This is a genomic window from Streptomyces speibonae, assembly GCF_984686075.1.
Map to the genome: position 1 here is coordinate 4,107,856 of NZ_OZ480260.1, position 12,760 is coordinate 4,120,615.

The following is a 12,760-nucleotide window of genomic DNA, read 5'->3' on the forward strand; positions in this document are numbered from 1 at the left end:
AGCCTGTGGACAAACGGTTCTCCACAACTTGAGATGGATGCAGTACGTCCACGGCGGAGAGGTGGGGGCGGGTGGCATCTGAACAAATGGCCGAGGCGCAGGAGGAGACCGGGCCGCTGCCTCCCCCGCGGCCCCTGGACGGCATCGATCAGGACATCCTGCGGATACTCCAGACGGACGGCCGCGCGTCCATACGCTCGGTCGCCGAGCGGGTGCACGTCTCCCGGGCGAACGCGTACGCACGGATCAACCGGCTCGTCGAGGACGGCGTCATCCGCGGCTTCGGGGCCCGCGTCGACCACGAACGCGCCGGTCACGGGACGTCGGCGTACATCACCCTGAAAATCGTCCAGAACACCTGGCGCACGGTCCGCGAGCAGCTCAGGCAGCTTCCGGGCGCCTCGCACATCGCCCTGGTGGGCGGGGACTTCGACGTGCTGCTGCTGGTGCACACGCCCGACAACCAGGCGCTGCGCGAACTGGTCCTGACCCGGCTCCAGGCGATCCCCGAGGTGCTCAGCACGCGCACCCTGCTGGTGTTCGAGGAGGAGGACCTGGAGCCGCAGGGCTGACACCGGCTCCCGGCCGGCCGGCGCGAGCCCCCGGTTCCCGCACGACGGTGTCAGCCGGCCCTGCGCAGCCCTCCGAAGGCCAGCTGCGCCACCGCGTCGGCCACCTCGCGCTCGTTCATGCCGCGCCCGTCCGGCCGGTACCACTCCACGATCGAGTTGATCATGCCGAAGACCAGCCGGGTCACCAGGCGCACCTCTATGTCCTCACGCACGTCGCCGTCGGCCGCCGCGGCCTTCAGCAGCTCGGCCACCCGGCGGTCGAACTCGCGCCGCCGCTCCAGCGCCCACCGCTCGGTCGCGGTGTTGCCGCGCACCCGCAGCAGCAGCGTCACATACGGCAGCTCGGCGATGAGCACCTCGACCATGCGCCGCACGACGTACTCCAGCCGCTCGGCCGCGCGCCCGGTGCCCGCCCGCTCCTCGTCGAGGATGCCGAAGAGCCCGTCCAGGGCGCGGCTCACCGCGCGGCGCAGCAGTTCCTCCTTGCCCGCCACGTGGTGGTAGATCGACGACTTGGAGATGCCGGCGGCCTTGGAGAGGTGCTCCATGGAGGTGCCGTCGTAGCCGCGTTCGTTGAACACCCGCACGGCGACGTCCAGCAGCGTCTCCGGGGTGTACGTGTCGCGCTTGGCGGTGGTCATGCGGAGCCCTCCCGCAGGTCCGAGGCGTAGGCATGGCGGTACAGGGCGAGGGACGGCGCGTAGCGGCCGGACGGGTCGCACTCGTGCAGGTTGTCCAGCACGGAGCAGGCCCAGCCGCCGCCGAGCCGGCGGCTCCACTCCAGCGGGCCCAGCGGGTAGTTCACGCCCAGGCGCATCGCGGTGTCGATGTCGTCCTCCGTGGCGACACCCTTGGCGACGGCGTCGACGGCGAGGTCGATGATGCGGGCCACCGTCCGCGCGACGATCATCCCGGGAACGTCCCCGATGACGCTGACGTGCTTGCCGAGCGCCTGGAACAGTCCGGTGGCCTCGGCGACGGTCACGGGCGAGGTGTTCGAGGCGTGCGACAGGGCGACGCGGGTGGCCCTGCGGTAGTCGAGGGCGAGGTCGAAGTACACGACGTCGCGGAACTCCACGGAGGTCTGCCCGTCGGCGAGCACCAGCTGGCCGCCGCCCGGCAGCACCAGACGGGTGCCGTTGTCCTCGTCCTCCTCGCGCACCTCGATGCCCGCCTCGCGGATCATGGCGAGCAGCTCGGACGCGGGTCCCAGATCGCCCTCGGCGACCACGTACGCGGGCGGCCGCGCGGGCTCCGCGGTGTGCGGCCCGGGGCGCTCGGCGCCCTCACCGTGGTCGTACCAGCCGCGTCCGGTCTTGCGGCCGAGGCGCCCGGACTCCACCAGACGGCGCTGGGCGAGTGACGGGGTGAAGCGCACGTCCTGGAAGAAGGACTGCCACACGGAACGGGTGACGGACTCGTTGACGTCCTGGCCGATGAGGTCGGTCAGCTCGAAGGCGCCCATCCGGAAGCCGCCGCACTCGCGCAGCACCGCGTCGATGGTGGCCGGGTCGGCGCCCTGGGACTCGTACACCGCGAAGGCCTCGGCGTAGAAGGGCCGGGCGACCCGGTTGACGATGAAGCCGGGAGTGTCGGCGCAGGCCACGGGCGTCTTGCCCCAGGCCCGGGCCGTCTCGTACGCGCGCGTGGCGCACGTGACGTCGGTGGCGAACCCGGAGACCACCTCGACGAGCGGCAGCAGCGGCGCGGGGTTGAAGAAGTGCAGGCCCACGAAGCGGCCGGGGAGCCGCAGCGCTCCGCCGATCGCGGTGACCGACAGGGAAGAGGTGTTGGTGGCCAGCAGACAGTCGTCCGGGACGACGTCCTCCAGCGCGCGGAACAGCTCCTGCTTGACGTCGAGACGCTCCAGAATTGCCTCGACGACCAGGGAGCAGCCGGCGAGTCCGGTGAGCTCCTCGACGGGGCGCAGACGGGCGCGCGCCGCGTCCCGTTCGGCGGCGGTCAGCCGCTCCTTCTCCACCAGCCGGTCGAGCCGTGCGCCGATCGCGTCGGCCGCCTGCCGGGCCCGGCCGGGGGCGGTGTCGTACAACCGCACGGGATGGCCCGCGACCAGCGCGACCTGGGCGATTCCCTGGCCCATGGTGCCGGTGCCGACCACGGCCACGGGACTGCTGAGGTCGAGTGCTGTCATGGGCGCGATCCTCCCGCACGCGGTTGTCCACAGATGCGGCGGACCCCCTTGTCCCGACCGATCGTTCGGTTACTCTAACTCTGACCGCCCGTTCCTGACTACGTTTCCGCACAGGTCCAAGAGCTCGACGAAGAGTTCCTGAGACGAGGAGTTGGTCCCGCATGGCCGCCGAACTCACCGCGCACGAGCTGATCGCCCGGCACCGTCCCACGCTGGACCAGGCGCTGGAAGCGATCCGCACGCGCGCGTACTGGTCCCCCCACCCCGAGCACCCCAAGGCGTACGGGGAGAACGGCAGCCTGGACATGGCGGCGGGCAAGGCCGCCTTCGACGCCCTGCTCGGCACCCGCCTCGACCTCGGCCAGCCGGGCACGGACGGCTGGGTGGACGGCGAGACCTCCCCGTACGGCATCGAGCTGGGCGTGAGCTACCCGCACGCGGACCTCGACGCGCTGCTGCCCGCCATGAAGGCCGGCATGCGGGCCTGGCGCGACGCCGGAGCGGAGACCCGCGCGGTGGTCTGCCTGGAGATCCTCAAGCGGATCAGCGACCGGACGATGGAGTTCGCCCAGGCGGTCATGCACACCTCCGGCCAGGGCTTCATGATGGCCTTCCAGGCCGGCGGTCCGCACGCCCAGGACCGCGGCATGGAGGCCGTGGCCTACGCGTACGTGGAGCAGATCCGTACGCCCGACACCGCCGAGTGGACCAAGCCGCAGGGCAAGCGCGACCCGCTCGCGCTCACCAAGCAGTTCGTCCCGGTGCCGCGCGGCATCGGCCTGGTCATCGGCTGCAACACCTTCCCGACGTGGAACGGCTACCCGGGCCTGTTCGCCTCGCTCGCCACCGGCAACGCGGTCCTGGTCAAGCCGCACCCCCGCGCGGTGCTGCCGCTCGCGCTCACCGTCCAGGCCGCCCGCCAGGTGCTCGCCGAGGCCGGATTCGACCCGAACCTGGTGGCGCTGGCCGCCGAGCGGCCCGGCGAGGGCATCGCCAGGACGCTGGCCACCCGCCCGGAGATCCGGATCATCGACTACACCGGCTCCACCGAGTTCGGCGACTGGCTCGAGGACAACGCCCGCCAGGCACAGGTGTACACCGAGAAGGCCGGCGTCAACTCGGTGCTCGTGGAGTCCACCGACGACTACCAGGGGATGCTGGCCAACCTGGCGTTCTCCCTGTCGCTGTACAGCGGCCAGATGTGCACCACCCCGCAGAACCTGATCATCCCCCGCGACGGCATCACCACCGACCAGGGCCCCAAGTCCTTCGACGAGGTCACCGCCGACCTCGCCCAGGCCGTGGACGGCCTGCTCGGTGACGACGCGCGCGCGAACGCGCTGCTGGGCGCCATCGTCAACCCGGACGTCAAGGCCCGCCTGGAGGCCGCCGCCGGGCTCGGCGAGGTCGCTCTGGCCTCCCGCGAGATCACCAACCCGGAGTTCCCCGGCGCGGTGGTGCGTACACCGGTGATCGTGAAGCTGGACGGATCGAAGCCGGACGCCGAGGCCGCCTACATGAGCGAGTGCTTCGGCCCGGTCTCCTTCGCCGTGGCCGTGGACTCGGCCGACGACGGGGCGGAGCTGCTGCGGCGCACGATCCGCGAGAAGGGCGCCATGACGGTCGGCGCCTACACGACCACCCCGGAGGTCGAGAGGACCGTCCAGGAGGTCTGCCTGGAGGAGGCCGCCCAGCTCTCCCTGAACCTCACCGGCGGGGTGTACGTCAACCAGACGGCCGCCTTCTCCGACTTCCACGGCTCCGGCGGCAACCCGGCGGCCAACGCGGCCCTGTGCGACGGCGCGTTCGTGGCCAACCGGTTCCGGGTGGTCGAGGTGCGCCGACAGGCCTGAGCCGCCTCAGGCGGGTGCGCCCCCGGTGGCGCTCCAGTGGTACAGCGTCATGGCCGCACTGGTCGCGAGGTTGTAGCTGGAGACCTGGGGGCGCATCGGCAGCGCCACCAGGTGGTCGGCCCGCGCGCGCAGCTCGGGCGACAGCCCGCTGCGCTCGGAGCCGAACGCGAGCAGCGCGTCGTCCGGCAGTTTCAGCGAGCGGATGTCCTCGCCCTCCGGGTCCAGCGCGAAGACCGGCCCCGGCGGCAGCTCCGCGACGGTCAGCCGCTCCACGGCGGTGGCGAAGTGCAGCCCCGCCCCGCCGCGCACCACCGTGGGGTGCCAGGGGTCGAGGGTGCCGGTGGTGACCACGCCGGTCGCCCCGAAGCCGGCGGCCAGCCGGATCACGGCCCCCGCGTTGCCGAGGTTGCGCGGGTTGTCCAGGACCACCACGGGTGCGGTGCGCGGCCTGTGCGCCAGCTGCGCGAGGTGGTCCGCGCGGGAGGGGCGTACGGCCAGGGCGGCCACGGCGGTGGGGTGCGGGCGCGGCACCAGCGAGGCGTACGTCGCGTGCGGCACCTCGGTCAGCAGCGCCACCAGCGTCTCCCGCACGTCCGGAGCCAGTTCGTCGGCGAGCGCCAGCGCCGCGCCCCGGTCCGCGGCGAGCGCGATGCGCACCTCGGCCCCGAAGCGCACCGCGTGCTTGAGGGCGTGGAATCCGTCGAGCAGGACGGCGCCCTCGGCCAGCCGGCGCCAGGCGGACACGGGGCCGGCCTGGTTCTCGGGGCCCGGGGTGGGGGCGGGGTCGTTCATGCCCGCAGCCTACGTGCGCGGCCCCGGCGCCCCGCCCGGCGCCGGGGCGGCCGGCTCCGGTGGAGCCCCGGCGGGAGCGTCCGCCGGGGGCCGCGGGCCCGGGACCCGCGCCCGGACCCCGCGCGGGCGCAGCCGGCCACCCGCGCGGGCCACCAGGCCGCCCAGCCGGCGCAGGAAGGACGTCGGCAGGAAGACCGCGTCGGCGATGATCATCGCCAGGGAGAAGAAGGGCAGCCCGAGCACGACGGCGATCACCGCGTGCTCGAAGATCATGAAGGACAGCAGGACGTTCTTGAGCCGCCGGTTGAACAGCGTGAACGGGAAGGCGACCTGCACGGCGACGGTCGCATAGGTCACCAGCATCACCATGGTGCCGCTGGCCGCCAGCAGGTCCGCCAGAGCCGGCCAGGGGGAGAAGTACTCCAGCTGGAGCGGGTAGTGGACCGCGGTGCCGTCCTGCCAGCGGGAGCCCTGCACCTTGTACCAGCCGGCCGTGGCGTAGATCAGACAGGCCTCCGCCATGATCACGAGCAGGGCGCCGTTGTGCACGATGTTCGCCACGACGTCCAGCAGGATCCGCGGCTGCCCCGTCCTCGCGCGGCGCCCGACCACCCACCACAGCGCCTGACCGAGCCACACCGTCCACAGCAGCGCCGGTACGAACCAGTCGCCGTCCGTCCGGCCCGCCAGCGTGGCCGCCACCAGCAGCAGGCCCAGCACGCCCCACAGGACCGGGCCGACCCGGTCGCGCGGCCGTTCCCCGCGCGCGCGTGCCTCCGCCACGCGGCGCGCCCGCCGCGCGTCCAGCGACCAGACCAGACCGCAGCGGGTGAACACCAGGTAGATCGCCATCAGATGCAGGACGTTGTCGCCGCCGTCCCCCATGAAGACGCTGCGGTTCTGCAGTGCGAGCACGCCCACCATGAACAGCACCGACAGGGTGCGGGTGCGCCAGCCCAGCAGCATCAGGACGCTCCACAGCACGGCCAGCGCGTAGACCGCCTCGAACCACACCTGGCTGTCCGACCAGAGCAGCACGGTGAAGGCGTCGTTCGTCGTGACCAGCTGATCGGCGAGGTCCCACTCCCACGGCCCGTCGGGGCCGTACAGCTCCTGGCGGTGGGGGTACTCGCGCAGCAGGAACAGCAGCCAGGTCAGGCCGAAGCCGATGCGCATCACGGCCGTCTGGTACGGGCCGAGCGCGGAGTCGGTGACGCGGGCGATCACCCGGGAGAGCCCCAGCGAGAGACGGTTCACCCGATGCCTCCCCGGGTCTCGTCCTCGGGCAGCGGCCACCACGGCAGCGTGCGGTACACGGGCGCGGTGGAGACCTTCTCCTCGCTCCAGTCCGGCGGGGGCACGTCGCTGGTGCGGGAGCGGATCTGGACCCGGTCGAGGACACCGCCCTCGCCGGCGGCGCCCGCCCGCTCCAGCCGCATCACCATGATCCGGCGCAGATACGCCTCGGACAGCGCCCCGCGCAGGCCCACCGGGCGGTTGTCGTCGTCGTGCGTGGACACGTAGAAGTCCCAGGCCCGGCGCAGTTCGTTCTGCTGGGTGTGGCTGGGCGCCGGGTTGCCGTCGATGGCCCGGCCGTCCTCGGCGGACAGGTCGTACCAGCCGGTGGTCCGTGACGCGCCGTCCGCGGTGCGGATGCCGGCGCGCACCTGGACGGCGATGTTCTGTTGCAGCGGGTTCGGCGCGAACAGCTTCCAGTTCTGCTCGAACTCCGGGTAGATCCAGTTCTCGATGGCCTCGCTGTGCTGCTTGCTGACCGTGTTCGAGGGCGCGACGTGCAGGAACGTCATGCCGAGGTGCACGCAGATCGCGACGGCGACGATCGCGAGGGCCGCCGCGGCGCCGATCTGATAGCGCAGAGAGAGCGCGGCCACGCCGGTACGGAGGCCGGCGGGCGGGCCGGACGCGGAGGCGGGGTCCGTGGAGGGGGCGCCGGTACGGAGGCCGGCGGAGCGGTCCGTCAGGGGGCCCGTGTCCGCCGAGCCGGTGCCGGGGTGAGGGCCCGGGCGGCTGTCCGGAACGGTGTCGCCACCGGTGCCGGGGGAGTGGGGCGGGGCCGGGCGGGGGTCCGGCAGGTCCCGCCCGGCAGTCCCGTGCCGGGCGTCGGAGCCCTTGTCGTGCGCGTTCATCCCGCCCCGATCCACCGATTCCCGGTCCGTCCCTGCTGCCGCCCCCTCCGCGAGGGCTCCGTACCGCCGCGCGCGTCCGATCCGCCGCGTCGCACGGAACGGTACTCAGCACCGGCCGCCGGGGCACAGTCCTCTCGGGACCCGCTTGCGTGGCCGTCACCACATCCCCGGACCGAGCGCCGTTGTCCACAGACGGTCCACGCAGGTTATCCACAGCGGTTGACACCTCGCGGCGCCCGTCCGACCATGGAACCGCACGAACCGAACGATCGGTCGGGAGCGTGCTCCGGGAACCATCCAGGTCGAGGGGGACCTCATGGCGACAGCAGCCGCCCGCGATACGACCGGCAGCCGGGCGTACGACGTCATGGCCGCGGACGACACCGCCGCCCACCAGCACGCCTTCGACGCGGCCGTCGCGGCCGACGAGCGGATCGAACCGCGCGACTGGATGCCGGACGCCTACCGGGCCACACTGGTCCGGCAGATCGCGCAGCACGCCCACTCCGAGATCATCGGCATGCAGCCGGAGGCCAACTGGATCACCCGCGCGCCCTCCCTGCGCCGCAAGGCCATCCTCATGGCCAAGGTGCAGGACGAGGCCGGGCACGGCCTGTATCTCTACAGCGCCGCCGAAACGCTCGGCACCAGCCGCGAGGAGCTCCTCGACAAGCTGCACTCCGGCCGCCAGAAGTACTCCTCGATTTTCAACTACCCCACCCTCACCTGGGCGGACGTCGGCGCCATCGGCTGGCTCGTGGACGGCGCGGCCATCACCAACCAGGTCCCCCTGTGCCGCTGCTCCTACGGGCCGTATGCGCGCGCCATGGTCCGCATCTGCAAGGAGGAGTCCTTCCACCAGCGCCAGGGCTACGAGCTGCTGCTCGCCCTCAGCAACGGCACCCCGGAGCAGCACGCGATGGCGCAGGACGCGGTGAACCGCTGGTGGTGGCCGTCGCTGATGATGTTCGGCCCGCCCGACGACGAGTCCCAGCACTCGGCGCAGTCGATGGCCTGGAAGATCAAGCGGCACTCCAACGACGAGCTGCGCCAGCGTTTCGTCGACATCTGCGTCCCCCAGGCCGCCTCCCTCGGCCTCACCCTGCCCGACCCGGACCTGAAGTGGAACGAGGAGCGCGGGCACCACGACTTCGGCGCGATCGACTGGTCGGAGTTCTGGGAGGTCCTCAAGGGCAACGGCCCGTGCAACGAAGAGCGGCTGAACAGGCGCAGGACGGCTCACGAAGAGGGCGCCTGGGTCAGGGAGGCGGCAGCGGCCCACGCGGCCAGGCACCACACCGGCGAGACAGGAGCGACGCGAGCATGACCCACACCGACTGGCCCCTGTGGGAGGTCTTCGTGCGCTCGCGCCGGGGCCTGTCCCACACCCACGCCGGCAGCCTGCACGCGCCGGACGCGGAGCTCGCCCTGCGCAACGCCCGGGATCTGTACACCCGGCGCGGCGAAGGCGTCTCGATCTGGGTCGTGCCGTCCTCCGCGATCACCGCCTCCTCGCCCGACGAGAAGGACCCGTTCTTCGAACCGGCCGCCGACAAGCCCTACCGGCACCCGACGTTCTACGAGATCCCCGAGGGGGTGCAGCACCTGTGACGACGCCATCCGCCAGGGACCTCCCCGAGGACACCACCGGGGACACCGCCGTCACGGCGGCCGCGCTCGCCCTCGGTGACGACGCCCTGGTGCTCTCCCACCGCCTGGGCGAGTGGGCCGGCAACGCGCCCGTGCTGGAGGAGGAGGTCGCCCTCGCCAACATCGCACTGGACCTGCTCGGCCAGGCCCGGGTGCTGCTGTCGATGGCCGGTGACGAGGACGAACTGGCCTTCCTCCGCGAGGAGCGCGCCTTCCGCAACCTGCAACTGGTGGAGCAGCCCAACGGCGACTTCGCCCACACCATCGCCCGTCAGCTGTTCTTCTCCGCCCACCAGTACCGGCTGTACGCGGAACTGGCCGCCGGAGACGGGCCCTTCGCGCCGCTGGCGGCCAAGGCCGTCAAGGAGGTCGACTACCACCGCGACCACGCCGAGCAGTGGACCCTGCGACTCGGCGACGGCACCGAGGAGAGCCACACACGGATGCAGCGGGCCGTGGACGCCCTGTGGCGCTACACCGGCGAGATGTTCCAGCCGGTCGAGGGCGTCGACGTCGACTGGACCGGCCTGGAGACGGCCTGGCTGGAATGGACCACTCAGGTACTGCGCCGGGCCACGCTCGCGGTGCCCGACGGCCCGCGCACGGGAGCGTGGACGGCGGGCGCGGGCCGGCAGGGCCTGCACACCGAGCCCTTCGGCCGGATGCTCGCCGAGATGCAGCACCTGCACCGCAGCCACCCGGGGGCGTCATGGTGACCGTCACCCCCCTGGAGGCGGAGCTGCTGGAACTCGCCGGTTCGGTGCCCGACCCCGAACTGCCGGTGCTGACCCTGCGCGAGCTGGGCGTCGTCCGCGCGGTGCACGCCCGCGGGACGGACACCGTCGAGGTCGAGCTGACCCCGACGTACACCGGCTGTCCTGCCCTCGAGGCGATGAGCCTGGACATAGAGCGGATCCTGCGCGAGCACGGCGTGCGCGAGGTCACCGTGCGCACCGTGCTCGCCCCCGCCTGGACGACCGACGACATCACGGAGGAAGGACGCCGCAAACTGCGGGAGTACGGCATCGCCCCGCCGCGCGCGCGGACCTCCTCGGGGCCGGTCCCGGTGGAGCTCGGAACGACCCGCACCCGCGGGACACCGCCCACCGAGGACGAACCGGCGCCCGTGCCCTGCCCGCACTGCGGCTCCACCGAGACCGAACTGCTCAGCCGCTTCTCGTCCACCGCGTGCAAGGCGCTGCGGCGCTGCCTGGCCTGCCGCGAACCGTTCGACCACTTCAAGGAGCTGTGATGGCCCGCTTCCACCGGCTCCGGGTGGCCGCGGTCGACCGGCTCACCGACGACTCCGTCGCCCTCACCCTCGACGTCCCCCCGCACCTGCGCGAGGAGTACCGGTACGCACCCGGCCAGCATCTGGCCCTGCGGCGCACCGCCGACGGCCGGGAGATTCGGCGCACCTACTCCATCTGCTCCCCCGCGCCCGACGGCGAGGCACCGAGCACACTGCGGGTCGGGGTGCGGCTGGTCGAGGGCGGCGCCTTCTCCACCTACGCGCTCAAGGAGATCGACCTCGGCGACGAGCTGGAGGTGATGACCCCGGCCGGCCGCTTCACGCTCCCGCCCGCCCCGGGCCGGTACGCGGCGATCGTCGGCGGCAGCGGCATCACCCCGGTGCTGTCGATCGTCTCGACGCTCCTGGCCCGTGCGCCCCGCGCCCGGTTCTGCCTGATCCGCAGCGACCGCACCACGGCCTCGACGATGTTCCTGGAGGAGGTCGCCGACCTGAAGGACCGCTACCCCGAGCGGTTCCAGCTGGTGACGGTGCTCTCCCGTGAGGAACAGCAGGCGGGGCTGCCGTCCGGGCGGCTGGACTCCGAGCGGCTGACCGGGCTGCTCCCGGCGCTGCTGCCCGTGGAGCAGGTCGACGGCTGGTTCCTGTGCGGGCCGTACGGCCTGGTCGAGAGCGCCGAGCGGGCGCTGCGCGGCCTGGGCGTCCCCCGTGCCCGTATCCACGAGGAGATCTTCCATGTCGACGCCGGTACGGCGCCCGCCGTCACGGCGTCCGCGCCGGCGCACAGCACGGTCACCGCCCGGCTCGACGGACGCGGCGGCACCTGGCCCGTGCGGTCCGGGGAGTCCCTGCTGGACACCGTGCTGCGCAACCGGCCCGACGCGCCCTACGCCTGCAAGGGCGGGGTGTGCGGCACCTGCCGCGCCTTCCTGGTCTCGGGCGAGGTGCGGATGGACCGCAACTTCGCGCTGGAGCCGGAGGAGACCGGGGCGGGCTATGTCCTGGCCTGCCAGTCGCATCCGGTCACGGAGACGGTGGAGCTGGACTTCGACCGGTAGCGAACGGCTCCAGGAGGTGGCCGGCTACAGGACGTGCCCCGGCTGTCCGTCGTCGGTCACGACGGGACGGCCGGCGGCCTCCCACAGCTGCATGCCGCCGTCCACATTGACCGCGTCGATGCCCTGCTGGGCCAAGTACATGGTGACCTGCGCCGACCGTCCGCCGGACCGGCAGATCACATGGATCCGGCCGTCCTGCGGGGCGGCCTCGGTCAGCTCGCCGTAGCGGGCCACGAACTCGCTGACGGGGATGTGCAGCGCCCCTTCGGCGTGGCCGGCCTTCCACTCGTCGTCCTCACGGACATCCAGCAGGAAGTCGCCGTCCTTGAGGTCCGCGACCTGGACCGTGGGCACACCAGCTCCGAAATTCATGTCTCCGACGCTACCCGACCGGGCGTGCGCGCCGCCTCAGCTCCGCAGGGCCTGAAGCTCGGCCTCGCGCTCGGCCACCTGGGCCTTCAGCTGCCCGGCGATCTCCTCGAGCAGCGCGTCGGGGTCGTCGGGGGCGAGGCGGAGCATGGAGCCGATGGCGCTCTCCTCGAGTTCCCTGGCGACGAGCGTGAGCAGTTCCTTGCGCCGGGAGAGCCATTCGAGGCGGGCGTAGAGCTCCTCGGCCGCGCTGGGGACGCGCTTCAGCTCCGGTCCGGCGGCCCACTCCTCGGCCAGTTCCCGCAGCTCGTCCTCGCTGCCGCGGGCGTATGCGGCGTTGACCCGGGTGATGAACTCCTCGCGGCGGGCCCGCTCCTTGTCCTCCTGGGCCAGGTCCGGGTGGGCCTTGCGGGCCAGCTCGCGGTAGAGCTTGCGGGCCCCCTCGCTGGGCCGCACCCGCTGCGGGGGCCGCACCGGCTGGTCCGTGAGCATGGCGGTGGCCTCCGGGAACAGGCCGTCCCCGTCCATCCACCCGTTCATCAGCTCCTCGACCCCGGGGATCGGCATGAGCCGGGCACGCGCCTCGTCGGCCCGCCACCGGTCCTCGGGATCGTCGCTGCGGGCGGCCTTGGCCTCCAGGATCCGGGCGTCGAGCTCCTCGAGACGGGCGTACATGGGGCCGAGCTTCTGTTCGTGCAGCCGGGAGAAGTTCTCGACCTCGACGCGGAAGGTCTCCACGGCGATCTCGAACTCGATCAGCGCCTGCTCGGCCGCCCGCACGGCCTGTTCCAGCCGGTCCTCGGGCCGCTCCGCACCACCGTCGGGCGTCCGCTCCGCGCCGGCGCCGCCGTCACCCTGCTCACCTTCCGAGGTCGTCACCCGGACAGCGTAGGGCACCCGTCGGGGCCCACGCGT

General features: G+C 72.6%; 14 protein-coding genes. 7 read left to right on the plus strand and 7 right to left on the minus strand.

Going from position 1 to position 12,760, the window contains the following annotated elements; all coding sequences use genetic code 11:
• The first annotated feature begins 86 nt into the window (after positions 1 to 86).
• Entirely contained in the window at positions 87 to 572 is a 486-nt protein-coding gene (locus AC5L3C_RS18525) for an Lrp/AsnC family transcriptional regulator (protein WP_493653926.1), read from the plus strand.
• A 50-nt stretch (positions 573 to 622) separates the two neighbouring features.
• On the opposite strand, the gene AC5L3C_RS18530 is transcribed toward AC5L3C_RS18525, so the two are convergent.
• Positions 623 to 1,213: a TetR/AcrR family transcriptional regulator gene (locus tag AC5L3C_RS18530; RefSeq protein WP_493649964.1), complete on the minus strand. Its 591-nt coding sequence runs from the start codon at positions 1,211 to 1,213 to the stop codon at positions 623 to 625.
• Positions 1,210 to 2,724, minus strand: a complete 1,515-nt coding sequence (locus tag AC5L3C_RS18535; RefSeq protein WP_493649965.1) for a 3-hydroxyacyl-CoA dehydrogenase — start codon at positions 2,722 to 2,724, stop codon at positions 1,210 to 1,212. Before AC5L3C_RS18535 ends, AC5L3C_RS18530 begins: the two co-directional genes overlap by 4 nt.
• A 161-nt stretch (positions 2,725 to 2,885) precedes the next feature.
• On the opposite strand from AC5L3C_RS18535, the gene paaN reads away from it, so the two are divergent.
• Complete coding sequence (gene paaN, locus AC5L3C_RS18540) at positions 2,886 to 4,577, plus strand: phenylacetic acid degradation protein PaaN (protein WP_125505303.1); 1,692 nt, start codon at positions 2,886 to 2,888, stop codon at positions 4,575 to 4,577.
• Positions 4,578 to 4,583: 6 nt separating this feature from the next.
• Here the strand turns inward: paaN and AC5L3C_RS18545 are convergent, their stop codons facing one another.
• The 3 genes from AC5L3C_RS18545 to AC5L3C_RS18555 are packed head-to-tail and all read right to left on the minus strand — an operon-like array spanning position 4,584 to position 7,516.
• Complete coding sequence (locus AC5L3C_RS18545; protein ID WP_493649966.1) at positions 4,584 to 5,369, minus strand: TrmH family RNA methyltransferase; 786 nt, start codon at positions 5,367 to 5,369, stop codon at positions 4,584 to 4,586.
• Positions 5,370 to 5,378: 9 nt separating this feature from the next.
• Positions 5,379 to 6,626 (minus strand): HTTM domain-containing protein, encoded by a 1,248-nt coding sequence (locus tag AC5L3C_RS18550; protein ID WP_493649967.1) that lies wholly within the window; start codon positions 6,624 to 6,626, stop codon positions 5,379 to 5,381.
• Complete coding sequence (locus tag AC5L3C_RS18555; RefSeq protein ID WP_493649968.1) at positions 6,623 to 7,516, minus strand: DUF5819 family protein; 894 nt, start codon at positions 7,514 to 7,516, stop codon at positions 6,623 to 6,625. Before AC5L3C_RS18555 ends, AC5L3C_RS18550 begins: the two co-directional genes overlap by 4 nt.
• Before the next feature lie 316 nt (positions 7,517 to 7,832).
• On the opposite strand from AC5L3C_RS18555, the gene paaA reads away from it, so the two are divergent.
• The 5 genes from paaA to paaE all read left to right on the plus strand — a co-directional run bounded on the left by paaA (position 7,833) and on the right by paaE (position 11,476).
• Positions 7,833 to 8,843, plus strand: coding sequence for a 1,2-phenylacetyl-CoA epoxidase subunit PaaA (gene paaA / locus AC5L3C_RS18560; protein WP_493649969.1), 1,011 nt, complete (start codon positions 7,833 to 7,835; stop codon positions 8,841 to 8,843).
• Entirely contained in the window at positions 8,840 to 9,127 is a 288-nt protein-coding gene (paaB, locus tag AC5L3C_RS18565) for a 1,2-phenylacetyl-CoA epoxidase subunit PaaB (RefSeq protein ID WP_093764322.1), read from the plus strand. Before paaA ends, paaB begins: the two co-directional genes overlap by 4 nt.
• 86 nt (positions 9,128 to 9,213) lie before the next feature.
• Entirely contained in the window at positions 9,214 to 9,882 is a 669-nt protein-coding gene (gene paaC, locus AC5L3C_RS18570) for a 1,2-phenylacetyl-CoA epoxidase subunit PaaC (RefSeq protein ID WP_240661485.1), read from the plus strand.
• Positions 9,876 to 10,418, plus strand: a complete 543-nt coding sequence (paaD, locus tag AC5L3C_RS18575; RefSeq protein ID WP_125505308.1) for a 1,2-phenylacetyl-CoA epoxidase subunit PaaD — start codon at positions 9,876 to 9,878, stop codon at positions 10,416 to 10,418. Before paaC ends, paaD begins: the two co-directional genes overlap by 7 nt.
• Complete coding sequence (gene paaE, locus AC5L3C_RS18580; RefSeq protein ID WP_125505309.1) at positions 10,418 to 11,476, plus strand: 1,2-phenylacetyl-CoA epoxidase subunit PaaE; 1,059 nt, start codon at positions 10,418 to 10,420, stop codon at positions 11,474 to 11,476. The genes paaD and paaE overlap by 1 nt, the downstream gene beginning before the upstream one ends.
• Before the next feature lie 24 nt (positions 11,477 to 11,500).
• Here the strand turns inward: paaE and AC5L3C_RS18585 are convergent, their stop codons facing one another.
• Together AC5L3C_RS18585 and AC5L3C_RS18590 are read right to left on the minus strand one after the other, a co-directional pair.
• Positions 11,501 to 11,830: a rhodanese-like domain-containing protein gene (locus AC5L3C_RS18585; RefSeq protein ID WP_125510223.1), complete on the minus strand. Its 330-nt coding sequence runs from the start codon at positions 11,828 to 11,830 to the stop codon at positions 11,501 to 11,503.
• Between the two features lie 54 nt (positions 11,831 to 11,884).
• The gene (locus AC5L3C_RS18590) at positions 11,885 to 12,724 is read right to left on the minus strand and encodes a J domain-containing protein (RefSeq protein WP_125505310.1); all 840 of its coding nucleotides are present in this window, start codon (positions 12,722 to 12,724) and stop codon (positions 11,885 to 11,887) included.
• Between the last annotated feature and the right edge of the window lie 36 nt (positions 12,725 to 12,760).